Genomic DNA, 23025 nt, shown 5'->3' with positions numbered 1-23025 from the left:
GGATTTCCGACGTGAAGCGGCCGCGCAAGCGCGGCTCGAGCGTCGCGGTCATCGATATCGGCTCCAATTCGGTCCGTCTCGTCGTCTACGAGGGGCTGACGCGGAGCCTGATTCCGATCTTCAACGAGAAGACACTGTGCGGCCTCGGACGCGAGGTGCAGAGCACGGGCCTGCTCGCGCCCGACGCCGTCGACAAGGCGCTGACCTCGCTGAGGCGCTTCCGCGCATTGTGCCGCGTGATGCAGGTCGGACGCGTGTTCGCGATCGCGACTGCGGCCTGCCGTGACGCCTCCAACGGCCCCGATTTCATCGCCAGGGCCGAGCGCATCTGCGCCGTGAAGATCGAGATCCTGTCGGGCCCGCGCGAGGCGCGGCTGTCGGCGCTCGGCGTGATCTCCGGCATCCATCATCCCGACGGCATCGTCGGCGATCTCGGCGGCGGCTCGCTCGAATTGATCGACGTGCGCAGAAACAGCGTGCGCAGCGGCGTGACGCTGCCGCTCGGCGGGCTGGCGCTGCAGGACCTCGCGCATAAATCGCTCAAGCGCGCCGACCGCATCGTGCGCGAGGAGATCGACGAGGTCGAGCTGCTCACCGCGGGCCGCGGCCGCACCTTCTACGCGGTCGGCGGCACCTGGCGCGCGCTCGCGCGCATTCACATCATCCAGAGCGGCTATCCGCTCCAGGTGATGCACGGCTATTCGATTTCGGCCGCCGAGGCGCTCGACTTCTCGCGTCGTCTGCGTCGTCTTGCGGCCGCGGACATGCTCGCCGACATCGAGAGCGTCGCCGATGCACGCCGCCCGCTCCTCACCTATGCGGCGCTGGTTCTCGAGCACATCATCCGGGTGGCGAAGCCGAAGACGATCGTGTTCTCGACCTTCGGCGTGCGCGAGGGTCTGCTGCACGAGAAGCTGTCGGAGGCGGAACGCACCAAGGACGGCCTGATCTGCGCCGCGGAAGAGCTCAACCGGCTGCTGTCTCGCTCGGCGAAGCACGCCCACGAGCTGATTGCCTGGACCGACCGCCTCGCGCGCGTGGTGAAGCTGCGCGAGACCGAGGAGGACCGCCGCTTGCGCCACGCCGCGTGCCTGCTGTCCGACATCGGCTGGCGCGTGCATCCCGATCACCGCGGCGAGCAGACGCTGAGCCTCGTCGTCAACGGCAATTTCGGCGCGATCACCCACACCGAGCGCGCCTTCGTCGGCCTGTCGGTGTTCTATCGCTATGCGGGCCTGAGCGAGGAAAACCAGCCGCCGCTGACCATGCAGGAGCTGCTGACGCCGTCGCAGCTCGAACGCGCGCGCCTTCTCGGCGCTGCGTTCCGTGTCGCGCATCTGATCTCGGCGGCGCGTCCGGGCGTGCTGCCGGCCACGCATTTCCGAAGCGAGGGCCGCAAGCTGATGCTCATGTTCGAACACCGCCTCGGCGACCTCGTCGCCGACCGCGTCGGCAGCCGCTTCAAGCAGCTCGCCCGCCTGATCAACCGCGCCGGCTCGATCGTGCGGCGCTGAGGAATTACTCAGCCGAAGCCCTGGCGTGCCGCTCGGACAATTCCAGCGCTGCAGCGGTCAGCTTGCGCCGGCGCCAGATGCTGCCGACCACCAGCACGACGACGACGCCGAGCGCCGCGCAGAAATATTCGCCGCCGGCACCGCCATGGCCGAACTGCGGCGGGATGCGCAAGGCGCCGAGCATGCTGTCCAGCGAGGTTCCGAACGGACCTTCGAACAGCGCGTGCATCCTGGGCGCAATGCCGGGATCGGTCGCGATCACCTCGCCGGCGATCCAGCCGAGCAATGCCGCACCGGCCCAGACCAGCACCGGCAGCTTTTCGAGCAGCGCCATGATCAGCGCCGCGCCGGCCACGATCAGCGGCACGCTGATGGCAAGGCCGAGGATCAGGAGCGGTACGCTGCCATTGGCGGCCGCGGCCACCGCAATGACGTTGTCGAGCGACATGACGATGTCGGCGACCACGACGATCTGCACGGCCTGCCACAGATGCGAGGCAGCGTCGACGTCGTCGTCGTCCTCGTGTTCCGGCACCAGCAGCTTGGCTGCTATCACGATCAGCGCGAGACCGCCGATCAGCTTGAGATACGGCAGCTCCATCAGGGTTGCGACGATGCCGGTGAAGATGATCCGCAGCAGCACCGCGGCGCCGGCACCGAAGATCATGCCCCACAGGCGGTGTCGCGGCGACAGGCCGCGGCAGGCGAGCGCGATCACCAGCGCGTTGTCACCGGACAAGAGGATGTTGATCCAGATGATCTTGCCGACCGCAATCCAGAAGGTCGGTTCGGCCATCTCGTTGCGAAACTGGGTGAAGAATGCCCCGATCGTGGCGGGATCGAAGATCTGCCAGAGCCAGTTCACAATAGATCCTTTCGCCCGGTCTCTAGATTACGGCTGGTCGATCAGCCGACGATCTCGTTGCCCGAAAAGAACTGCGCGATCTCGATCGCGGCGGTCTCCGGCGCATCCGAGCCGTGGGCGGAATTCTCGCCGATCGACTTGGCGTAAAGCTTGCGGATGGTGCCGTCGGCGGCCTTGGACGGGTCGGTCGCGCCCATCGCGTCGCGGTATTTGGCGACGGCGTTCTCGCCTTCCAGCACCTGCACGACCACGGGGCCCGAGGTCATGAACTCGACGAGCTCGCCGAAGAACGGCCGCGCCTTGTGAACGGCATAGAAGGTCTCGGCCTGTTCCTTGGTCATGCGGATGCGCTTCTGCGCGACGATGCGCAGGCCCGCCTTTTCGATCACGGCGTTGACGGCGCCGGTCAGGTTACGGGCGGTCGCGTCGGGCTTGATGATCGAGAAAGTGCGTTCGATGGCCATAATCTTGTCCTTGGGAAGAAAAGCGGTGGTTGTCGAGTTGCCGGGCTTATATCGGCGCCTTTGTCATCCGGCAAGCGACCGCCGTGGTGACGTCACAGGCGCTTCGCCGCAGGACCGAAGGGTGCGGTTTCAACATGGATTACGACGATTTCACCCAGATGAACCCAATCTGAAGGCTCCGTCAGGATTCGGTTCAGCTTCGCCGGCATAGGGTTGGGCCCATCGAAACCGAAGCCCGATCACCGGGCGGACCGTTTCGGAGGCCTTTCCATCGGACGCGATAGCCCCGCGCCGGCAGTTTTGAGGAGATCACCATGTTGAGGAAACTTTCGCTGGCCGCTGTCGCCGCGGTTGCGCTGGGTGCCGCGCTGGCGCCGACCTCGGCTTCCGCCCATTGGCATGGCGGCGGCCCGGGCTGGCATGGCGGTGGCGGCTGGCACGGCGGCTACCGTTGGGGCGGACCGCGCTTCTATGCCCCCGTCTCCTACGGTTATGGCGGCTGCTATGTGCGCCGGCTGGTCCCGACCCCCTGGGGCCCCCGCTGGCGGATGGTCAACCGCTGCTACTGAGCCCGACAGCACCTTCCCAAAGGCTGACAGGTATCTGCGCCCCCCACAGGTACCTTCCAAGAGGAGCCCCGGCGATCCCCCCGCCGGGGCTTCGCATTTTGGGCGGACATGGCGAGAATCATGCAATTTTGACGAGAATGCCGGCATTGCCCAAAAACGGCGAAACCATTTTCGGGGTCAATGACTTGGTACCGTGTCCTTACTACGAGCACACGGAACCCACGCGATGGCCGTCCTTTTTGCCAATGACAGCGAACAGATCGACCGCGGCACCAGTCGCTCGATCCGCGATGCCGTGGCTGAACGGCTCCAACAGCGCCTGCGTCCCGAACCCCAGCTCCCGACCCATCTCGAGCAGCTCATGAACGAGCTGAGGCAGCGCGACCGCGACCAGCATTAAGCGGGTGCGAAAAACGGGTTGCGTTCGACGCGCCTTGCGGTGACAAGGCCGCATGCTTGGGATCACCGACCTCTCCATCCGCCTCGCCGGACGCCTTCTGATTGACCAGAGTTCCGTGCAGATCACGCCGGGATCGCGCGTCGGCCTGGTCGGTCGCAACGGCACCGGCAAGTCGACGCTGTTCAAGGTGATCCGCGGCGAGCTCGCGGCCGAGCACGGCTCGGTGAGCCTGCCGCCGCGCTGGAGCGTCGGCAGCCTCGCCCAGGAAGCCCCGAACGGACCCGAGAGCCTGATCTCCGTCGTGCTCAAGGCCGACCTCGAACGCGACGCCCTGCTCGCCGAGGCCGAGAGCGCGACCGACCCGCACCGCATCGCCGAGATCCAGACCCGGCTGGTCGACATCGACGCGCATTCCGCCCCGAGCCGCGCCGCCGCGATCCTCTCCGGCCTCGGCTTCTCCGCCGCCGACCAGCTCCGTCCCTGCGCCGAATTCTCCGGCGGCTGGCGCATGCGCGTCGCGCTCGCGGCCACGCTGTTTGCCGCCCCCGACCTGTTGCTGCTCGACGAGCCCACCAACTATCTCGATCTCGAGGGCACGCTGTGGCTGGAGGATCATCTCGCGCATTATCCGCGCACGGTGATCGTGATCAGCCATGACCGCGATCTGCTCGAAAGCTCGGTCGACCAGATCCTGCATCTGGAGCGCGGCAAGCTCACGCTCTACAAGGGCACCTACTCCTCGTTCGAGGAGCAGCGCGCCATGCGCGAGATGCTCGATGCCAAGGCGGTCAAGCGCCAGGAGGCCGAGCGCGCCCGCCTGCAGGCCTTCGTCGACCGCTTCAAGGCCAAGGCTTCCAAAGCCCGCCAGGCGCAGTCTCGGGTCAAGATGCTGGAGCGGCTGAAGCCGATCACGGCGCTGGTCACCCAGGACGTGCGCGAGATCAGCTTTCCCGCGCCGGAGAAACTGCTGTCGCCGCCGATCATCGCGGTCGACAACGCATCCGTCGGTTACGATCCGGCAACGCCGGTTCTCAATCGCGTCACCTTGCGCATCGACAATGACGACCGCATCGCCCTGCTCGGCTCCAACGGCAACGGCAAGTCGACACTCGTCAAACTGCTCGCAGGCCGCCTCGCGCCGTTTTCCGGCAAGGTGACGCGCGCGGACAAGCTGTCGATCGCGTACTTCGCCCAGCATCAGCTCGACGAGCTGAACGAAGACGCCTCCACCTACGACCACGTCCGCAAGCTGATGGGTGGCGATGCGCCGGAGGCCAAGGTCCGCGCCCGCGCCGGCGCGATCGGTTTTTCAGGCAAGGCGGCCGACACCAAGGTCGCAAAACTGTCGGGCGGCGAGAAGGCGCGGCTGCTGCTGGGCCTTGCGACCTTCTTCGGCCCCAACATGATCATCCTGGACGAGCCGACCAACCATCTCGACATCGACAGCCGTGCTGCGTTGGCCGAAGCCATCAACGAATTCCCCGGCGCCGTCATCATGGTCTCGCATGACCGCTATCTGATCGAGGCCTGCGCCGACCAGCTCTGGATTGTCGCCGACCGCACCGTCACGAACTACGACGGCGACCTCGACGAGTACCGCCGCCTGGTGCTGTCCACGCGCAACGGCGAGCCCGCCCCGCGCGAGCGCAGCACGGCGAGCGAAAAGCCGCAGCGCGCCAGGTCGGACAATCGCGGCTCGCTGAAGAAGCGCATCACCGACGCCGAAGCCGAGATCGCGCGCGTCAGCGAGATCATCACCAAGATCGACACCGCCCTCGCCTTGCCCGACATCTTTTCGCGCGATCCGAAGCAAGCCGCGCAATTGTCAAAGGCACGCGCGAACGCAGCAGACGCGCTGGCGCGTGCGGAGGAGCAATGGCTCGCGGCGAGCACTGGGTTGGACGAGGCGACGGGGTAGTCGGATACTCATTTCAGTATCTGGCTACCGATGCACGCCGCGGGCGACGTCCACCGATCAGTCTCAATTGCTCCGCTCGTGCATGTCGGTATATTTCAACCACACCAGCTCGCGCGATGAATGGCATGCAACTCGAAACCCATTTTGCTGCGATCGTTCAAAACTCGTTCGACGCGATCGTATCGAAAGATCTCCATGGCACCGTGACGAGTTGGAATCCCGCCGCAGAACGTATCTTCGGTTGGTCGGCCGAGGAGATGATTGGCAGCCCGATCCGCAGGATCATTCCGGCCGAGCTTCATCACGAAGAGGACCAGATCCTGGAGCGGATCAAGTCGGGCGCCATCGTATCCCGCTTCGAGACCAAACGCCTGCACAAAGACGGACGGCTCGTTCCGATCGAGATCACGCTATCCCCGATCCGCGACAGTCTCGGCAATGTGGTGGGGGCCTCGAAGATCGCGGGTGACATCAGCGAAACCGTCGAGCTGAGGACCAGGATCGCGGACAGCGAGCTTCAGTTTCGAATGCTCGCCAACAACATCGCCCAATTGGCATGGATCGCACAGCCCGATGGCACGATCTTCTGGTACAATGATCGCTGGTACGAATACACGGGCACGACGCTCGATCAAATGTTCGGCTGGGGCTGGACCAAGGTTCATCATCCGGACCATGTCGAGCGCGTAAAGAACCGCATTCAGCAGAGCTGGGACACCGGCATCGAATGGGAGGATACGTTCCCACTGAGGGGCCGGGATGGCAGCTACCGCTGGTTCCTGTCCCGCGCCAAGCCTTTCCTCGACGACAATGGCAAGATCTGGAGATGGTTCGGCACCAATACCGACATCACGGAGCAGCGCCAGAACGAAGAGACGATCCGACTGTTGATGGACGAGGTCAACCATCGCGCAAAGAACATGGTCACCGTGGTTCAGGCCATGGTGGCCCGCACGGCCGACCGGCCATTCTCAACCGCGCTGACCGGTCGTTTGCTGGCCTTGAGCCGCAATCAGGATATCCTGACGAAGCGGGAATGGCGCGGAGCGCCGATCGGTGAACTGATCCGCTCCCAGCTCGCGGTCGCCGCAGACCTGATAGGGGATCGGATCGTTTTGAAAGGCGAACTGGAGTTCACCCTCTCACCCTCGGCCAGCGAGGCGATCGGCCTTGCCATTCACGAACTGGCGACCAATGCGACCAAATACGGCGCCCTTTCTCAGCCGACGGGCAGGATCTCCATCTCGTGTTCGGTCGTCGATGAAGCCGGCAGGAAGATGCTTCGTATCGACTGGGACGAACTGGACGGGCCCGCCGTTTCCCCACCCGCACGAACCGGCTTCGGAACGGTGATGATCGATCGCAACCCGCGCGCCGCCCTTGGAGCGGACGTACAAATTGGTTTTCCACAGAGCGGATTCTTCTGGAAGCTGGTCGCGCCGGTCGAAACTGTCCGTCCTGCTCAGTGAACGCGCATCGCGAAAGCAGATCGCGACCCAGACGATTTTTCGAATCTGGAATGTCCGAGGGAGGTCTCAATTGGCGTCACCTGAGCCGATCAAATTCACCGACGGCGCGGCGTATGAGCGCTTCATGGCGCCCTGGAGCCGATCGGCCGGGGCTCTTTTTCTCGACTGGCTGGCACCGGAGGCCGGACAGTCCTGGGTTGATATCGGTGCCGGCAACGGGGCGTTCACAGAGCTCATTCTGGCGAAGTCCGCGCCCTCATCCATCTGCGCGATCGATCCCTCCGACGCACAAATCGAGGTGGCACGCCAGAAGCTTCCGGCAAAACAGGTCGAGCTGTCGATTGGCGATGCGATGGTCCTCCCCTACGACGCCAACCGTTTCGATGTCGCGGTCATGGCTCTGGTGCTGTTCTTCGTTCCCGATCCGCGCAAGGGCGCCTCGGAAATGCTCCGTGTCACCAAGCCTGGCGGCATCGTCGCATCCTACACCTGGGACGTCATGCGAGGCGGCACACCGACCCAACATGTCTGGGAGGAATTGGACGCCATGGGCAAGCCGGCCGCGCGTCCGCCGAGCGCGGAGATCTCGCGTTTCGCCGCGCTGAAATCGCTTTGGGAGGAACTCGGCATTTGCGATGTCGAGACCCGCGAACTCGTCGTCGAACGCACCTTCGCGGACTTCGACGATTATTGGCTGTCCATGGTCGTGAGCAGTCCGAGCGGGGTGATCGGTAAACTGTCGGATGCGGAAAGTGCGGAGCTGAAACGCCGGCTCCAGGCCAGATTGCCGGCCAGTGCGAGCGGAGCGATTACGGTTCACGCATGGTCGACGGCTATCAAGGGACACAAGGCCGCTTGATACTGCGGCCGCTACGTCGCCGCCTTCTTCTTGGCCCTCGGCTTCACCGCCTTCGGCACCGGCTGCGGATCGGGATTGCCCTCGATCGACGACAGGCGACCCGCCGTGAAAGTATAGATGCCGGCGCGTGGGCCCGTGGACCACGTCACCACGGCGACGCGACGGCCGGCTGCGTCATTGGAGAGGTTGACGTTCGAGGGCGCGCCGATGCCGCGCACCACGTCGCATTCGGTGTGGCCAAGCGCGACCGTGCCGCCATACGAGGTCGGCGCCGTCGTCGAGGCGTTGGCATCCGCCGGCCCGGGAGGTGGCGCCATGCCGGGACATGCGCCGTCGGCGCTGACGAGATCCTCGGCTGCCACCGGCTTGTCCGGGGTCAGCGGCGGGGATTCGATCGAGATGTTCTTGATGAAGAGACGGCTCGGCGTGCTGAACCATTGTGTGTCCTTGGACAGCAGGTCGGACGCGCCCGAGCAGCCGGCGAGCAGCGGCGCTGCGGCAGCCAAAGCAATCATGAGCGACCTGGGAAGCTTTTGATGTCGCACGATAACCAAATTCCCCGTGTGAAGGACCAGCCCTAAGCGATTGTCCCAACATCACTTTGCGGCACGAAGGTGACAAAAGCCAGCATCGCCCGAAAAGTCCAAATTATCATTAATTGCCAAGGATCGTTGCCAAGGATCATTGCCAAGGCCCGCTAATTCCGACGCTGCCATCGGCCCCGCTCGTCGGCCTGCCAATAGGTGACATCAAATCCCCGTTCCTTGCAATCCGTCCAGGCGCTGCGGGCGAGCGCGAGGGCATCCGGATCGTCGCCGTTGAACAGCAGCACCATGCGCGCATAGCCCTGCGCGTCCTGCGGCAGGGCGGCGTTGTCGACCAGGAATCGGACATGGGCGCCGTTGGGATTGCCCTCCTCGATCGCCAGCACGATCGGCTGATCGGCGGCATCGTTCACACGCCATGTCGCGTGCGGCAGGAAAGAATCGTCGCGATAGGTCCACAAATGCGCGTCGAGCGCGTCGGCGCGTTCTTCCGAGGTGGACTGCACCACGACGCGCCAGCCGCGCTCGAGCGATTTCTCGAGAAGCGGCGGCAACACGCTCTCCACCGTCATGTTTTGCAGATGATAGAACAGGACTTCCGTCATCTCAGGTCATTTGCGCTCGTAATGGTCGGCGACCAGCCGGTCGAGCAGGCGGACGCCATAGCCGCTTGCCCAGCTCTGGTTGATGTCGGTCTTCGGCGCCCCCATGGCGGTGCCGGCGATGTCGAGATGGGCCCAGGGCGTGCCATCGACGAAGCGCTGCAGGAACTGCGCCGCGGTGATCGAGCCGCCGTGGCGGCCGCCGGTGTTCTTCATGTCGGCGAACTGGGAATCGATCAGCTTGTCGTATTCGGGACCGAGCGGCATGCGCCAGACCTTGTCCCCGGTCTCGATGCCGGCCGCCAGCAGGCGTGCGGCAAGCTCGTCATTGTTGGCGAACATGCCGGCATGCTCGGTGCCGAGCGCAACCACGATCGCACCGGTCAGCGTCGCCAGATCCACCATGAATTTCGGCTTCACCTTCTTGGCGACGTACCAGAGCACGTCGGCCAGCACGAGCCGGCCCTCCGCGTCGGTGTTGATGATCTCGATGGTCTGGCCCGACATCGAGGTGACGATGTCGCCCGGCCGCTGCGCATTGCCGTCGGGCATGTTCTCGACGAGACCGATGGCGCCGACCACGTTGGCCCGCGCTTTACGCGCCGCAAGCGCGTGCATCAGGCCGACGACGCAGGCCGCGCCCCCCATGTCGCCCTTCATGTCCTCCATGCTGCCGGCCGGCTTGATCGAAATGCCGCCGGTGTCGAAGCAGACGCCCTTGCCGATGAAACTCACCGGCGCCTCGCCCTTCTTGCCGCCGTCCCAGCGCATGATCACGGTGCGGCTCGGCCGCGCCGAGCCCTGGCCGACGCCGAGCAGCGCGCCCATGCCGAGCTTCTGCATCGCCTTGACGTCGAGCACCTCGACCTTGACGCCGAGCTTGCGGAGCTGACTGGCGCGGCGCGCGAATTCCTCGGGAAAAAGCACGTTCGGCGGCTCGTTGACGAGGTCGCGCGCGATGATCACGCCGTCGACGACGTGACCGGCCGCGGCAAACGCCTTTTTCGCGGCAGCGGGATCACCGACCGCAAGCGCGATCTCGGCGCGCGAGCCGCCCTCCTCGCCGTCCTTCTTCTTGGTCTTGTAGCGGTCGAATTTGTAGGCGCGCAGGCGCAGGCCCGAGGCGACCGCAACCGCCTGCTCACTCGTCATCGCACCATCAGGCAGTTCCGCCATGACGGTCATGGCGGCCGCCCCCGCGGCAAGCTTGCCCGCCGCCACGCCGCCGAATTTGAGGAAATCGTTCGCCTTCAGTCCGGCCGCCTTGCCGGCGCCGATCACGAGCAAACGGGTGGCCTTCACCCCTTCCGGCGCCAGGATATCGAGCGCGGCCCCGGTCTTGCCCTTGAAGGCTGCGGCGGCGGCCGCACGCTTCACGAGTTCGACAGCGCCGCCCAGCGCCTTGGCCGTCGCCGGACCGACCTTCAGATTGTCGTCGCAGAACACGACCAGAATGCCACGGGCGGCAGCAGACAGCGGGACGAAGCCGACCTTGATGGCATCGGACATGGGTAACTCCTTCAAAAATCTTGGTCTTTTTGCTGTTCAGAGTCCCAGGCGAGAGCCGGATCTGAACGGCGATTCATTGAGCCGCGCGTACTATGGGCCAGCGCCCGGGCAGATGCCAAGCACCCCCGTGGCCGCAAGGCCACAACGAGGGAAATATTAACCATATAATGAGGGTGCCACGGGGCAGCCATTTTGTTGACGGATCAAAGGGATGGTAGTGAGAGAGTGAGCTGGCGGAAGAGGCGCTGGCCAACCTTGGGGATCCCCTGATCGGGGATTGGTTGGGCAGCGGAATTTCGGCCGACATTGGGGACTTGGTGGGATTCGTGCGGTAGCGCATGGGGTCGATCGATAGGTATATCTTCCGCACGACGCTGGCGTCGTTTGCGCTGATCCTGGTCAGCCTCACCGGCGTGATCTGGATTACGCAGGCGTTGCGCGGCATCGACCTGATGACGAGCCAGGGTCAGACCATCCTCACCTTCCTCGGCATCACCAGCCTCGTCGTGCCGGCGCTTGTCCTGATCATCTCGCCGATCGCGCTGATGATCGCGATCTCGCACACGCTGAACAAGCTCGCGACCGATTCCGAGATCATCGTGATGAATGCCGCCGGCCTGTCGCCGATCCGGCTGTTCCTTCCGTTCTTCTACGCCACCTGCGTGGTGGCGCTGCTGGTGGCCTTCATCGCCGCCTATCTCGCCCCCGACGGCATGCGGCGGATCAAGCAGTGGGATGCCGAGATCACCGCGGACGTGCTCACCAACATCCTGCAACCCGGCCGCTTCGCCCAGCTCGACCAGAATCTCACGATCCGGATTCGCGAACGCCAGCCCGGCGGCATCCTTGCCGGCATCTTCATCGACGACCGCCGCGATCCGAACGAGCGCGTCTCGATCGTCGCCGAGCACGGCGAAGTCGTGAAGAACGAGACCGGCTCGTTCCTGGTGCTGGAGACCGGCAATCTCCAGCGCTTCGAGGCGGGCAAGCGCGATCCCGCGCTGGTGGCCTTCGGCCGCTACGGCTTCGACATGTCGAAATTCTCCAATCAGGGCCGCGACGTCACCCTCGGCATCCGCGAACGCTATCTCTGGGAGCTGCTCTCGCCGGCCGACAACGACCCCGTCTACAAGCAGATTCCCGGCCAGTTCCGCTCGGCCCTGCATGACAGCCTGCTCGCGCCGATCTATCCCTTCGCCTTCGCCGTGCTGACCTTCGCCTTCCTCGGTGCGCCCCGCACCACCCGCCAGAGCCGCAATTTCTCGATCGGCGGTTCGGTCGTCGCGGTGTTCGGCCTGCGCATGGCCGGCTTCGCCTGCTCGGTGATGGCGGTGAAGTCACCGAGCCCGGTGCTGGTCCAATACGCGATGGTCTTTGGCGCCATCGGCGTCGGGCTTTGGATGATCATCGGCGGCGTCGTGGTCGAGCCGCCCCCTGGCCTCATGGAAGCCATCAACAGGTCGAACGCGCGCATCGCGCGGCTGTTCGGACGGCCGGCCACCGCATGAGCATGCTCACCAACACGCTCGGACGCTATTTCGCCGGCCGCTTCGTGGTCGCGGCGCTAGGCGTGTTCCTGGGCATTTTCCTGCTGCTCGTGCTGGTCGACTACATCGAGATGGTGCGCAAGACCTCGGGGCTGGCATCCGCCTCGGCGCTGATGGTGGCCGAGACGTCGCTGTTCCGGGTGCCGCAGCTGCTGGAGAAGCTGACGCCGTTCTGCATGCTGATCGGCGCCATGACCTGCTATCTCGCCCTCTCACGCCGCCTCGAGCTCGTGGTTGCGCGCGCCGCCGGCATCTCCGCATGGCAATTCATTTCGCCGGCGCTCGGCAGCGCGCTCCTGATCGGGGTGATCGCGACGATCGCCTACAATCCGATGTCGGCGAATCTGCGCGAACTCTCCAAGCGCATGGAAGCCGAGCTGTTCGGCTCGGCGCCCGGCGGCGGCGTCCAGGACGCCTCCGGTTTCTGGCTCAATCAGCTGACCAGCGACGGCCAGACCATCATCAACGCCGCGCGCAGCGAGCAGCAGGGCGTCCGACTCACCGGCCTGACGCTGTTCCGCTTTGACACAGACAGCCATTTCAAGGAGCGGGTCGAGGCGCGCGAGGCGACATTGGAGGCGGGCCGTTGGCTGTTCAAATCCGTTCGCCGCTTCTCGCTGGATTCCCCGCCGATCGACCAGGCCACCCTGGAGATTCCGACGACGCTGACCGAGGCGCAGGTCCGCAACAGTTTTTCCACCCCCGAGACTGTGTCCTTTTGGCAACTACCGAGCTACATCCGCTCCTCCGAAAGCTCGGGCTTCGCGACAGCCGGATACCGACTCCAGTATCAGAAGCTTCTGGCACAGCCGTTTTTGCTGGCCGCCATGGTGATGCTCGCGGCCTCGGTGTCGTTGCGCTTCTTCCGGATGGGCGGCGTGCAGAAGATGGTTTTGAGTGGCGTGGGCGCAGGCTTTCTGCTCTACGTTCTGTCGAAAGTGACTGAAGACTTGAGCAAGGCTGAGTTGATGCATCCGATCGCTGCGGCGTGGTTGCCCGCGGTGGTGGGCGGCCTCACCGGCTTTTTGGCCTTGTTGTACCAGGAGGACGGTTAGTGACTGCCGTCCATCGAGGACCCGTGTCTGGTTTGACGCGCCGCATCGTGATGCGCGCGAACGGGTTTGGCTTGTCTCTTCGCAGGCTCGTGATGGCTGTCGCTGCCGTGGCATCGCTCGGCGCGCTGATCGATGTTGCCGCAATGGCCCCCGCCTCGGCCCAGAGCTTCACCTACAATCCGCTGCCGCCGCGCCCGAAGCCGCCGAAGGCCGCCAACGACAACCAGATGCTGGTTCAGGCGACCGAGGTCGATTACGACTACAACAATTCGCGCGTCTCCGCGGTCGGTAACGTCCAGTTGTTCTACAACGGCACCAGCGTCGAGGCCGACAAGGTCATCTACGACCAGAAGACCAAGCGGCTGCATGCCGAAGGCAACATCCGCATGACGGATGCCGACGGCAAGATCACCTATGCCGAGATCCTGGATCTCTCCGACGATTACCGCGACGGTTTCGTCGATTCGCTGCGTGTGGACACCGCCGACCAGACCCGCATGGCTGCGAGCCGCTCCGACCGCTCCGACGGCAATTACACGGTGTTCGAGAACGGCGTCTACACGGCCTGCGCGCCGTGTAAGGACGATCCGAAGAAGCCGCCGCTCTGGCAGGTCAAGGGTGCGCGCATCATCCACGACCAGCAGGAGAAGATGCTGTATTTCGAAACGGCGTCGCTCGAATTCTTCGGCGTGCCGATCGCCTACATGCCCTATTTCTCGACGCCCGACCCGACCGTGAAGCGCAAGAGCGGCTTCCTGATGCCGGGCTATTTCCCGGGCACGACGAACACCGGCTTCGGCGCCGAGGTTCCGTATTATTGGGCGATCGCGCCCGACATGGACGCAACCATCACCCCCCGCTTCATGTCGCGGCAGGGCGTGCTGCTGCAGGGTGAATTCCGCCAGCGCCTGATCGACGGCGCCTACCAGATCCGCGCCTATGGCATCGACCAGCTCGATCCCGGCGCGTTTTCCGGGCAGCCCGGCGACAAGCAGTTCCGCGGTGCCGTCGACACCAAGGGTCAGTTCGCGCTGAACGACAAATGGGTCTGGGGTTGGGACGGCGTCCTGATGTCCGACTACTATTTCTTCTCGGACTACCGGCTCTACCAGTACCGCGATCCGCTCGGCTCGTTCCTGCTGCTGCCGACGGAAGCGCTGTCGCAGCTCTATCTGACCGGCGTCGGCAACCGCAGCTTCTTCGACGCGCGCACGATGTACTGGCTGAGCTATTCGGGTAACCAGAGCCAGGTGCCGATCGTCTATCCGGTGATCGACTACAACAACGTGCTCAACTATCCGGTCTTCGGCGGCGAGTTCAGCTACAAGACCAATTTCGTGAACCTGTCGCGCGACCAGGCTGTGTTCGATCCGATCACCACGATCGCCAACACCAACAGCCTGTGCACGACGGCGTCGGCCGATCCGCTGGCCCGCACGCCGTCGCAGTGCCTGCTGCGCGGCTTCCCCGGCACCTACACCCGCCTCACGGCCGAGGCGCAGTGGCGCAAATCCTTCACCGATCCGTTCGGCCAGATCTGGACGCCGTTCGCCAGCCTGCGCGCCGACGCGATCAACTCCTCGGTCTCCAACCAGCCGGGCGTATCGAACTATCTTCCCGTCGGCGACACCCAGGCGTTCCGCCTGATGCCGACCGTGGGCCTGGAATACCGCTATCCCTTCATCAGCGTTCAGCCCTGGGGTTCGACCACCGTCGAGCCGATCGCCCAGATCGTCATCCGGCCGAACGAGACCTATGCCGGCAAGCTCCCGAACGAGGACGCCCAGAGCATGGTGTTCGACGCCTCGAACCTGTTCAGCGTCGACAAGTTCTCCGGCTACGACCGCGTCGAGGGCGGCGGCCGCGCCAATGTCGGCGTGCAGTCCACCACGCAGTTCGACAAGGGCGGCGCCGTCAAGGTGCTGTTCGGCCAGTCCTACCAGCTGTTCGGCATGAACTCCTTCGCGGTCCAGGACTCCATCAATACCGGCCTCGATTCCGGCCTGGACAAGCCGCGCTCCGATTACGTCGCGAGCGCCAGCTATTCGCCCAACAGCACCTACACGTTCAGCGTCCGCTCCCGCATGGACGAGCAGACCTGGAACGTGCAGCGCTTCGAGGCGGAGGGCCGCGCCAACTTCAACCGCTGGGCGGTCAGCGTGCTGTACGGCAATTACGCGCCGCAGCCGGAACTCGGTTATCTGACCCGCCGCGAGGGCATCCTGACCTCGGGCTCGCTGAAGATCGCGACCAACTGGGTGGTGTCGGGCTCGGCGCGGTGGGACCTCGAAGCCAACAAGATCAACCAGTATGTGCTCGGTGCCGGCTATGTCGACGATTGCTTCGTGCTGGCGGCGAACTACGTAACTTCGTATAGCTATTCGGCGGGCACCGCGCCGCCCGTGCTGAGCCATGCGTTCATGTTCCAGATCGGCCTGCGCACGCTGGCGACCTCGTCGACGACCAGCAGTTCCGCCGGCCTCCAGTGAACGGTTTGAAGTGCCGGCGCGTTGCCCCATCACAGGCTCGACGCGGCTGACATGCGAGCGACAATCATGACGACCCCATTGCCTATCTTCCGCCTCCTCATCGCCATCGCTGCCGGACTGATCCTGACCGGCCTGCCCTCGCCGTCGCGCGCGCAGAACATCGTCGTGATGGTCAACGGCGACCCGATCACCGATTTCGACATCGAGCAGCGCTCCAAGCTCGACCAGCTGACGACGCAGAAGACCCCGCCCCGGCAGGAGGTCATCAACGAGCTGATCGACGACAAGGTGAAGATGAAGGAGGGCAAGAAGTACGGGGTCGACCCTGGTATCTCCGACATCAACCAGTCCTACGACGGCATGGCGCAGCGCATGCGCATCACGCCGGACCAGCTGACCAAGTCGCTCGAATCCAAGGGCGTGCGCCCCGAGACGCTGAAGGGCCGCATGAAGGCTGAGATGGTCTGGACCAGCCTGGTGCGCGGCCGCTTCAAGGAGAAGCTGCTCGTCGGCGAGCGCGACGTCGCGCAGGCCGTGCAGGCCCAGACCGGCGACAAGCTGCAGATCGAGGGCACCGAATACAAGATGCAGCCGATCGTGCTGATCGTGCCGCGCGGCTCGTCCGCGGCGTTCCTGGAGACGCGCAAGAAGGAAGCCGAGAACTATCGCGCGCGCGTCGGCAGCTGCGAGGAAGCCAACTCGCTGTTCCGCTCGACGCCGAACGCCACCATCCGCGACAGCGTCACCAAGACCACCGCGGAGCTGCCGGAGGCGCTGCGCAAGGTGCTCGACGACACCCCGATCGGCCATTTGACCGCGCCCGAGATGACCAAGAACGGCATCGAGATGGTGGTGCTGTGCTCGCGCAAGCCGACCATGATCGACACGCCGAAGAAGCGCGAGGTCCGCGAGAAGATGTATCAGGAGAAGTACGAGAAGACCCAAAAGGCCTATCTCGACGAGCTCCGCAAGGCGGCGATGATCGAATATCGCAACCGCTGATGGCCGACCGCGCAGCCAAACCGCTTCCCCTTGCCCTGACCCTGGGAGAGCCCGCCGGTATCGGCCCCGACATCACGATCGCAGCCTGGCTCCGGCGCCGAGAGCTGAACCTGCCGGCCTTCTATCTGCTCGGCGACGAGGCGCTGATCGCGCGGCGCGCCAAGGCGCTCGGTGCCGACATCGAGATCGCTCCGGTGAGCCCCGGCGAGGCCGCGGTCGCCTTCACTGAAGCCCTCCCCGTGGTCTCCACCGGCGAGCGCGCGACCGCCGAGCCGGGCAAGCCCGACGCATCGAGCGCGCCGGCCGCGCTCGCCTCGATCCGGCAGGCGGTCGCAGACGTTCGCGAGGGCCGCGCCGGCGCCGTCGTCACCAATCCGATCGCCAAGAGCGTGCTCTACCGCGCCGGCTTCCGTCATCCCGGCCACACCGAATTCCTCGCCGAGCTCGCCGCGGACGGCGGACGCGTGCCGCAGCCGGTGATGATGCTGTGGTCGCCGCGGCTCGCCGTGGTGCCCGTGACCATCCACGTCTCGATCCGCGATGCGCTGGCGGAGCTCACGAGTGAGCTCATCGTCTCGACCGTGCGCATCGTCGCAGCCGAGCTGACATCGCGCTTCGGCATCGCGCAGCCGCGCATCGCGGTCTCCGGTCTCAATCCGCATGCCGGCGAGGAGGGCTCGCTCGGTCACGAGGAGCAGACCATCATCGCCCCCGCGCTGAGGATATTGCGCAGCGAGGGCATCGAAACCAGGGGCCCGCTGCCCGCCGACACCATGTTCCACGAGGCCGCGCGCAGCACCTATGATTGCGCGATCTGCATGTATCACGACCAGGCGTTGATCCCGATCAAGACCGTCGCCTTCGACGACGCCGTCAACGTCACGCTCGGCCTGCCCTTCATCCGCACCTCGCCCGATCACGGCACCGCCTTCGACATCGCCGGCACCGGCAGAGCCAATCCGGCCAGCCTGATCGCGGCCTTGAGGCTGGCAAGCCGCATGGCGGCTTCGCAAAGCTGATGAGCGCGATCGACGACCTCCCGCCGCTCCGCGAGGTCATTCGCCAGCATGCGCTGTCGGCGCGCAAATCGCTCGGCCAGAATTTTTTGCTCGACCTCAATCTCACCGCCCGCATCGCGCGCGCAGCAGTGCCGCTCGAAGAGTCCACGATCGTCGAGATCGGCCCCGGCCCGGGTGGGCTGACACGTGCGCTGCTCGCGCTCGGCGCGCGGCGCGTCATCGCCATCGAGCATGACGAGCGCGCGATCCCGGCCTTGCAGGATATTTCCGCGCGTTATCCCGGCAGGCTCGAAATCGTGCATGGCGATGCCATGACCTTCGATCCCCGCCCGCTGCTCGATGGCGAACGCGCGAAGATCGTCGCCAACCTGCCCTACAACATCGCGACCCCGCTCCTGATCGGCTGGCTCACCACCGAGCCCTGGCCGCCCTGGTACGACATGATGGTGTTGATGTTCCAGCGCGAGGTCGGCGAACGCATCGTCGCGCGCGAGGACGAGGAGGCCTATGGCCGGCTCGGCGTGCTCGCCAATTGGCGCTGCGAGACCAAGATCCTGTTCGACATTGCGCCGTCCGCCTTCGTGCCGCCGCCGAAGGTCACCTCCTCCGTCGTGCGCCTGGTGCCGCGCGCTGAGCCGCTTGCCTGCGATCGCAGGATGCTCGAACAGGTCGCAGCCGCCGCCTTCGGCCAGCGCCGCAAGATGCTGCGCCAGAGCCTGAAATCGCTCGGCGTCGATCCGGCGCGGCTCGCTGCTGCCGCCGGTGTCGATGCGACGCGGCGCGCCGAGACGATTCCCATTTCAGGCTTTGTTGCCATGGCCCGTGAATTGGCCAATATAAGAACCGAAGAGGCATGATCCGGACCCGAAGGGCCGCGCGAGCGCAAAGTGTGAAGCGGTTTTCCGGACGTGATCATGCTCAAACCATGAGATAATTTCGGAGGAAGAAATATGGCGTTGATGCGTCGGCAGTCCCTGGTCAAGTTCGATGCGCCCTTGTGCGAGACCATCGTCGACACGCCGAAGCCGAAAGGCGCCGAAGTGCTGGTGCGCATCGAGCGCTGCGGCCTCTGCCATTCCGACCTGCACATCCAGGACGGCTACGCCGATCTCGGCGGCGGCAAGAAGCTCGACACCACGCGCGGCATGACGCTGCCCTTTACCCTCGGCCACGAGATCGCAGGTGTCGTCGACGAAGTCGGCCCGGACGTTCCGGCCGGCCTCGTCGGCACCAAGAAGGCCGTCTTCCCCTGGATCGGCTGCGGCCAGTGCCGCGACTGCGCCAATGGCGACGAGAATCTCTGCGTCAAGCAGCGCTTCCTCGGCGTCTCCATCGACGGCGGCTTCGCCACCCACGTGCTGGTGCCCGACGCGAAATACCTGCTCGACTACGATCCCCTGCCCGTCAACCAGGCCGCGACCTTGATGTGCTCGGGCGTCACCGCCTATGGCGCGCTCAAGCGCCTGGTCGACCGTCCCCGCCAGCGCAACCTCTTGCTGATCGGTCTCGGCGGCGTCGGCATGATGGGCCTGTCGTTCGCGCAGGCGATGTTCAAGCAGCCGATCACGGTCGCCGACCTCTCGCCGGCCGCGCGCGATACCGCGCTGAACAACGGTGCCGCCGTCGCCTACGACCCGTCCGAGCCCGACGTGATCAAGCGCATCCTGAAGGAGACCGAAGGCGGCTTCGACGAGATCGTCGATTTCGCCGGCAACGAGAAGTCGATGGCCTTTGCGGTCGCGGTCGCCGCGCGCGGCGGCAAGATCGTGGTCTCCGGCCTGATGGGCGGCCAATTCACGCTGCCGATGGTGCAATGGGTCTACAAGCGCATGACCATCGAAGGCTTCATGGTCGGCACGCTCGCCGAGGCCCAGGAGCTGATGGCACTGGCGCGCGCCGGCAAGATCAAGCCGACGCCGATGCGCGAGGAGCCGATGGGCGACGTCCAGAAATGGATCGACGAGCTGCGCGCCGGCAAGGTCGTCGGCCGCATCGTCCTGAAGAACTGACTTGTCGCTGCGGCGGGCCCGGCGCAAGTCGCGCTTGCCGCGCGGAACGCCTGCGGCCCCGCCGCGTTGGCAGCGCATGACCATTCGTTGCACCGTCGAAAGCGCATTCTTCATCGCCTGGAGCTGCCTCGAGCAGAGCGGCGAGCTCGGCCCGCCCGACGAGAGCGCCAACGTCCTTCTCGACGCCATCGAAGCCCAGCTCAAGATCGGCGAACGCCGGCAGCTGATGCTCGCCAACAAGGCGATTGACGCCTATCGCGCGCACGCGGTGCTGCACCGCTCCGCGTGGGATCGCCAAACACGCTTCGGATGATGCGCTTCGGGTGATGATCGTCACTGCCCCCGGCGGCCGCCGGCCGAACTGACGGACTTCGCACCGCCCGCGCGCCAACTTCTCGACCGCTGAAGAGCCCTTGTGTGCACTTTGGAACCGTCGGTCCCGCCACGGAAACGTAGGGTTCTGGCTGGCGCCGATTCCCGGCCAGCCAAGAGAAGAAACTGTGACCGGTCGGCCCCCGAACGATCTGCTCCGGCAGCTCACCCCCCAGGATTTCGAACTGCTCGCGCCTCACCTCCAGCCGGTCGAACTCGCGGCGAGCCACGTCCTTCATCACGCCGGCGACGAGGTTGCGGCGGTGCATTTTCCCTGCGGTCCCGCGCTGGTATCGTTCGCCGTGCCGGTCGAGGACGATCGCGAGGTCGAAAGCCTGCTGGTGGGACGTGAGGGTGCGGTCGGCCTTGCCGCCGGCCGCAGCCCTTCGCTCGCTTATTCGCGCATCGTCGTGAAGCTGGGCGGCACCCTGGTCAGGCTGCCGCTGCGCGCGCTGGAGCAGGCGCAGCAGAGATCGGCGACGCTCCAGGAGGTCTTCTCACGCTACGCCGACTGCCAGTTCGCGCAGCTGCTGCAGACCGCGGCCTGCAACGCCGCCCACTCGATCGAGCAGCGCGCCGCCAAGTGGATCATCTCGGCGAAAGCGAGTGTCGGCGGGGCCGAGATCCCCCTCACGCACGAGCAGCTCGCCGGCATGCTCGGCGTCTCCCGCAGCTATGCCAGCCGCGTCATCCAGATGTTCAAGGCCAGGCGCATCCTCGCGACCCGCCGCGGCGCGATCCTGATCCTCGACGGCACCGCGCTCGAAGCCAGAGCCTGCTGCTGCAACGATTGGGTGAGGAAGCATTTCGACGAGGTGCTTGGCGCGGCAACGGCCGGCGGCTAGCGCCCGATCGCCTCAGGCCTGGGGCGCCGACTGGCGCTTCAGATGCAGATAGGCCGGGTTGAAATCGCCGAGCCGCTGCAGCTCGCGCCATTTCAGGACGATGAGCTCCCCGTCGCGCAGATCCATCGTGCCGCTCCGCCTGAGGTCAGCGAGCGTCCGGTTCACGGTCGCGATCGCCATGCCCAGCGTCTCGCCGAGCTGCGCCAGGCTGATCGGCACGCGAAAGCGATTGCCGCGGACGAGCTGCGCGGCGCGGGCGCGGTAGAACAGCTCGCAGAACAGATGCGCCATGCGGGCCTGCATCGGCCGGGCGCTGTTGTTGGTGATGGCCTCGCGAAAGATCGCGGCGTCGCGCAGCGTCTCGCGCCAGACCGAGTGCGCGAATGTGGGGCGGCGCCGGAAAGCCCTGAACAATTCGCGATGCGGGATGAAGGCCACCGTAGCCGGTCCCAGAGCGCTCAGACCGTGATCCATCTGGTCGATGAACAGCGCCTGGGAATCCGGCAGGTCGCCTGTCAGGTGGAAGGACAGATATTGCCGCCCCCCGGTGCCGAGCAGGTGGTAGCGCGCGACCATGCCTGAAACGACCAGCGCCGAATGTTCCGGCTCTTCGCCCTGACGGATGAAATCCTCATTCGGCTCGAAATCGCGCTGCGTGAAGGTGAGCGCGCGGATCTCGGCAAGATCCTCCGCGTCCAGCGCGGTGTGCTCGGAAAGGTTCCGGATCAGCACGTCGTGAGCTTTGTCCATGGCACCACCAAAAATCGCACCGGCTCTATCAAATGATACGCCGGGCTTGGGTTCAGCGGACTAGAACGCGAGACGGAGCCACAGGTTGCTAACCGGCTTACGGCCTGACCTCGTCGCGTCCAACCCGTCACCCTTGACTGCGAACCGAGCCCGGCATGAGCCCTGCAACGATTTTGGACCGCATCCGCGATCTGTTCGCATCGGATCCGAGCGCGCACCTCGACTGCATCAACGATGCCTTCGAGAACGGCACGCTGAAGGATCCGGCTTGGCCGATGTCCGATCAGGAACTCGCCCGCGCCATCCGCGAGTTCCGCTCTGCGCCGGTCTCCGACGGGAGCCTTGCAAAGCTCTCGCGGCGCTTCGTCGAAGAATCAACGCCGCGAGACGGCTGAAGCACGACCCGAGGCCCATGCCGCATCCGAAGTTCATCGCGCGTCTTCAGGCCGTCGAAGGCCTGTCCGAGGACGAACGCCGGCAGATCGCGGACCTCCCCTCCACGCTGCGTCAGGTCGCGGACGGCGAGATCGTGCTGCGCCAAGGCGAGGCCGCCTCGCGCAGCGTCTTCGTCGTCAGCGGCTTCCTCTACCAGGCCCGCATCGTCGGCGACCGCAGCCAGATCCTGGCGTTCCACGTTCCCGGCGACATGCCCTGCCTGCACACGCTGTTGGTCTCGCCGATGGATGCCGACCTCGTCGGCCTCGGCCCGACCGTCGTCGGCTACGTCGGACACAGCCAGCTCCGCCAGCTGCTCGACGGCTCGATCCATCTGACCCGCGCGTTCTGGCGCGAGACCCTGATCGACGCGGCGATCTCGCGGCAATGGATCGCCCGCCTCGGCGCGCAGCCGGCCCTGCCGAAGGTCGCGCATCTGATCTGCGAGCTCGCAGCACGGCTGGAGATCGTCGGCCTTCTCAAGGACGGCTGCTTCCAGATGCCGATGACGCAGCGCCACGTCGCCGATGCCTGCGGCCTGTCGATCGTGCACGTCAACCGCACCATCCAGGAATTGCGGCATCGCCGATTGATCGCATGGGAGGGCAGCGAGATCGAGCTGCTGCAGCCTGACGAGTTGCGCAGGCTCGCCGATTTCACGCCCGACTATCTGACCTGAGCGCGATGCATGAGCGCGGAGGATGGGCGAGCGGAAGCGCTACCCGTCGGGCCGCGATCGCAGCCGCGCCGTCCGCCATGCCGTGAGCAGCGGACCACCTCTCGGGCGA

The 23025-nt window shown here is 65.4% G+C and carries 23 protein-coding genes; 17 read left to right on the top strand and 6 right to left on the bottom strand.

Translation table 11 applies throughout. The annotated features are described in order from the left end of the window. Positions 1-11: 11 nt before the first annotated feature. Positions 12-1514 (top strand): exopolyphosphatase, encoded by a 1503-nt coding sequence (gene ppx / locus CIT40_RS15035; protein ID WP_094896702.1) that lies wholly within the window; start codon positions 12-14, stop codon positions 1512-1514. A 4-nt stretch (positions 1515-1518) separates the two neighbouring features. Here ppx and CIT40_RS15030 read toward each other — a convergent pair whose 3' ends face one another. Both CIT40_RS15030 and ndk read right to left on the bottom strand, forming a co-directional pair. Further along, complete coding sequence (locus tag CIT40_RS15030) at positions 1519-2379, bottom strand: TerC family protein (RefSeq protein WP_094896701.1); 861 nt, start codon at positions 2377-2379, stop codon at positions 1519-1521. 41 nt (positions 2380-2420) lie between these two features. Continuing rightward, positions 2421-2843: a nucleoside-diphosphate kinase gene (ndk, locus tag CIT40_RS15025; RefSeq protein ID WP_094896700.1), complete on the bottom strand. Its 423-nt coding sequence runs from the start codon at positions 2841-2843 to the stop codon at positions 2421-2423. A gap of 314 nt (positions 2844-3157) precedes the next feature. Here ndk and CIT40_RS15020 point away from each other — a divergent pair, with 314 nt between their 5' ends. The 5 genes from CIT40_RS15020 to CIT40_RS15000 all read left to right on the top strand — a co-directional run bounded on the left by CIT40_RS15020 (position 3158) and on the right by CIT40_RS15000 (position 8058). Then, a complete protein-coding gene (locus CIT40_RS15020; protein ID WP_094896699.1) occupies positions 3158-3412 on the top strand; it encodes a sulfur globule protein precursor in 255 nt (84 codons plus the stop codon). Positions 3413-3638: 226 nt separating this feature from the next. Next, complete coding sequence (locus CIT40_RS15015) at positions 3639-3812, top strand: hypothetical protein (protein ID WP_167443346.1); 174 nt, start codon at positions 3639-3641, stop codon at positions 3810-3812. A gap of 52 nt (positions 3813-3864) precedes the next feature. Further along, positions 3865-5730, top strand: coding sequence for an ABC-F family ATP-binding cassette domain-containing protein (locus tag CIT40_RS15010; RefSeq protein WP_094896698.1), 1866 nt, complete (start codon positions 3865-3867; stop codon positions 5728-5730). A 125-nt stretch (positions 5731-5855) separates the two neighbouring features. Beyond that, positions 5856-7199 (top strand): PAS domain S-box protein, encoded by a 1344-nt coding sequence (locus CIT40_RS15005; protein ID WP_094896783.1) that lies wholly within the window; start codon positions 5856-5858, stop codon positions 7197-7199. A gap of 124 nt (positions 7200-7323) precedes the next feature. After that, positions 7324-8058 (top strand): class I SAM-dependent methyltransferase, encoded by a 735-nt coding sequence (locus CIT40_RS15000; RefSeq protein WP_244611976.1) that lies wholly within the window; start codon positions 7324-7326, stop codon positions 8056-8058. An 11-nt stretch (positions 8059-8069) separates the two neighbouring features. Here the strand turns inward: CIT40_RS15000 and CIT40_RS14995 are convergent, their stop codons facing one another. From CIT40_RS14995 to CIT40_RS14985, 3 genes are all read right to left on the bottom strand, one after another. Next, positions 8070-8564 carry a hypothetical protein gene (locus CIT40_RS14995; protein WP_193550932.1) on the bottom strand — a complete coding sequence of 165 codons (495 nt, stop codon included), beginning with the start codon at positions 8562-8564 and terminating at the stop codon, positions 8070-8072. Between the two features lie 191 nt (positions 8565-8755). Further along, entirely contained in the window at positions 8756-9208 is a 453-nt protein-coding gene (locus tag CIT40_RS14990; protein WP_094896696.1) for a DNA polymerase III subunit chi, read from the bottom strand. 6 nt (positions 9209-9214) lie between these two features. Further along, the gene (locus CIT40_RS14985) at positions 9215-10714 is read right to left on the bottom strand and encodes a leucyl aminopeptidase (RefSeq protein ID WP_094896695.1); all 1500 of its coding nucleotides are present in this window, start codon (positions 10712-10714) and stop codon (positions 9215-9217) included. 338 nt (positions 10715-11052) lie between these two features. Here CIT40_RS14985 and lptF point away from each other — a divergent pair, with 338 nt between their 5' ends. The 9 genes from lptF (at position 11053) to CIT40_RS14940 (ending at position 21052) form a co-directional block, all read left to right on the top strand. Beyond that, the gene (gene lptF / locus CIT40_RS14980) at positions 11053-12222 is read left to right on the top strand and encodes an LPS export ABC transporter permease LptF (protein WP_094896694.1); all 1170 of its coding nucleotides are present in this window, start codon (positions 11053-11055) and stop codon (positions 12220-12222) included. Further along, complete coding sequence (gene lptG, locus CIT40_RS14975; RefSeq protein ID WP_094896693.1) at positions 12219-13316, top strand: LPS export ABC transporter permease LptG; 1098 nt, start codon at positions 12219-12221, stop codon at positions 13314-13316. Before lptF ends, lptG begins: the two co-directional genes overlap by 4 nt. A gap of 50 nt (positions 13317-13366) precedes the next feature. Then, the gene (locus CIT40_RS14970) at positions 13367-15805 is read left to right on the top strand and encodes an LPS-assembly protein LptD (RefSeq protein ID WP_414645426.1); all 2439 of its coding nucleotides are present in this window, start codon (positions 13367-13369) and stop codon (positions 15803-15805) included. Positions 15806-15871: 66 nt separating this feature from the next. After that, entirely contained in the window at positions 15872-16807 is a 936-nt protein-coding gene (locus tag CIT40_RS14965; protein ID WP_162307496.1) for a SurA N-terminal domain-containing protein, read from the top strand. Beyond that, on the top strand, positions 16807-17826 hold the full coding sequence (gene pdxA, locus CIT40_RS14960) for a 4-hydroxythreonine-4-phosphate dehydrogenase PdxA (RefSeq protein ID WP_094896690.1): 1020 nt from the start codon (positions 16807-16809) through the stop codon (positions 17824-17826). Before CIT40_RS14965 ends, pdxA begins: the two co-directional genes overlap by 1 nt. Continuing rightward, complete coding sequence (gene rsmA / locus CIT40_RS14955; RefSeq protein WP_094896689.1) at positions 17826-18683, top strand: 16S rRNA (adenine(1518)-N(6)/adenine(1519)-N(6))-dimethyltransferase RsmA; 858 nt, start codon at positions 17826-17828, stop codon at positions 18681-18683. The genes pdxA and rsmA overlap by 1 nt, the downstream gene beginning before the upstream one ends. A 93-nt stretch (positions 18684-18776) precedes the next feature. Further along, positions 18777-19835 carry an alcohol dehydrogenase gene (locus tag CIT40_RS14950; RefSeq protein ID WP_094896688.1) on the top strand — a complete coding sequence of 353 codons (1059 nt, stop codon included), beginning with the start codon at positions 18777-18779 and terminating at the stop codon, positions 19833-19835. 76 nt (positions 19836-19911) lie between these two features. Beyond that, positions 19912-20148, top strand: coding sequence for a hypothetical protein (locus CIT40_RS14945; RefSeq protein WP_094896781.1), 237 nt, complete (start codon positions 19912-19914; stop codon positions 20146-20148). A 187-nt stretch (positions 20149-20335) separates the two neighbouring features. Continuing rightward, positions 20336-21052: a Crp/Fnr family transcriptional regulator gene (locus tag CIT40_RS14940; RefSeq protein WP_094896687.1), complete on the top strand. Its 717-nt coding sequence runs from the start codon at positions 20336-20338 to the stop codon at positions 21050-21052. Positions 21053-21064: 12 nt separating this feature from the next. On the opposite strand, the gene CIT40_RS14935 is transcribed toward CIT40_RS14940, so the two are convergent. Next, positions 21065-21802 carry a Crp/Fnr family transcriptional regulator gene (locus tag CIT40_RS14935; RefSeq protein WP_094896686.1) on the bottom strand — a complete coding sequence of 246 codons (738 nt, stop codon included), beginning with the start codon at positions 21800-21802 and terminating at the stop codon, positions 21065-21067. A gap of 155 nt (positions 21803-21957) precedes the next feature. Here CIT40_RS14935 and CIT40_RS14930 point away from each other — a divergent pair, with 155 nt between their 5' ends. Together CIT40_RS14930 and CIT40_RS14925 are read left to right on the top strand one after the other, a co-directional pair. After that, entirely contained in the window at positions 21958-22197 is a 240-nt protein-coding gene (locus CIT40_RS14930; RefSeq protein WP_094896685.1) for a hypothetical protein, read from the top strand. A gap of 17 nt (positions 22198-22214) precedes the next feature. Then, positions 22215-22916, top strand: a complete 702-nt coding sequence (locus CIT40_RS14925; RefSeq protein ID WP_094896684.1) for a Crp/Fnr family transcriptional regulator — start codon at positions 22215-22217, stop codon at positions 22914-22916. Positions 22917-23025: the final 109 nt, after the last annotated feature.

The organism is Bradyrhizobium amphicarpaeae (assembly GCF_002266435.3).
GTDB classification, from domain to species: domain Bacteria; phylum Pseudomonadota; class Alphaproteobacteria; order Rhizobiales; family Xanthobacteraceae; genus Bradyrhizobium; species Bradyrhizobium amphicarpaeae.
Note: the sequence above shows the minus strand (reverse complement) of the source record. Positions and strands in the feature narration are given on the sequence as shown.

Bases quoted from the DNA above. Each gene is read 5' to 3' on its own strand.
- pdxA (WP_094896690.1), top strand. From the start codon at position 16,807: ATGGCCGACCGCGCAGCCAAACCGCTTCCCCTTGCCCTGACCCTGGGA.
- rsmA (WP_094896689.1), top strand. From the start codon at position 17,826: ATGAGCGCGATCGACGACCTCCCGCCGCTCCGCGAGGTCATTCGCCAG.
- lptG (WP_094896693.1), top strand. From the start codon at position 12,219: ATGAGCATGCTCACCAACACGCTCGGACGCTATTTCGCCGGCCGCTTC.
- CIT40_RS14950 (WP_094896688.1), top strand. From the start codon at position 18,777: ATGGCGTTGATGCGTCGGCAGTCCCTGGTCAAGTTCGATGCGCCCTTG.
- lptF (WP_094896694.1), top strand. From the start codon at position 11,053: ATGGGGTCGATCGATAGGTATATCTTCCGCACGACGCTGGCGTCGTTT.
- CIT40_RS14990 (WP_094896696.1), bottom strand. From the start codon at position 9,208: ATGACGGAAGTCCTGTTCTATCATCTGCAAAACATGACGGTGGAGAGC.
- CIT40_RS15010 (WP_094896698.1), top strand. From the start codon at position 3,865: ATGCTTGGGATCACCGACCTCTCCATCCGCCTCGCCGGACGCCTTCTG.
- CIT40_RS15000 (WP_244611976.1), top strand. From the start codon at position 7,324: ATGGCGCCCTGGAGCCGATCGGCCGGGGCTCTTTTTCTCGACTGGCTG.
- CIT40_RS14985 (WP_094896695.1), bottom strand. From the start codon at position 10,714: ATGTCCGATGCCATCAAGGTCGGCTTCGTCCCGCTGTCTGCTGCCGCC.
- CIT40_RS14965 (WP_162307496.1), top strand. From the start codon at position 15,872: ATGACGACCCCATTGCCTATCTTCCGCCTCCTCATCGCCATCGCTGCC.
- CIT40_RS15005 (WP_094896783.1), top strand. From the start codon at position 5,856: ATGCAACTCGAAACCCATTTTGCTGCGATCGTTCAAAACTCGTTCGAC.
- CIT40_RS14945 (WP_094896781.1), top strand. From the start codon at position 19,912: ATGACCATTCGTTGCACCGTCGAAAGCGCATTCTTCATCGCCTGGAGC.
- CIT40_RS15020 (WP_094896699.1), top strand. From the start codon at position 3,158: ATGTTGAGGAAACTTTCGCTGGCCGCTGTCGCCGCGGTTGCGCTGGGT.
- CIT40_RS14970 (WP_414645426.1), top strand. From the start codon at position 13,367: ATGCGCGCGAACGGGTTTGGCTTGTCTCTTCGCAGGCTCGTGATGGCT.
- CIT40_RS14930 (WP_094896685.1), top strand. From the start codon at position 21,958: ATGAGCCCTGCAACGATTTTGGACCGCATCCGCGATCTGTTCGCATCG.
- CIT40_RS14935 (WP_094896686.1), bottom strand. From the start codon at position 21,802: ATGGACAAAGCTCACGACGTGCTGATCCGGAACCTTTCCGAGCACACC.
- CIT40_RS14925 (WP_094896684.1), top strand. From the start codon at position 22,215: ATGCCGCATCCGAAGTTCATCGCGCGTCTTCAGGCCGTCGAAGGCCTG.
- CIT40_RS15015 (WP_167443346.1), top strand. From the start codon at position 3,639: ATGGCCGTCCTTTTTGCCAATGACAGCGAACAGATCGACCGCGGCACC.
- ndk (WP_094896700.1), bottom strand. From the start codon at position 2,843: ATGGCCATCGAACGCACTTTCTCGATCATCAAGCCCGACGCGACCGCC.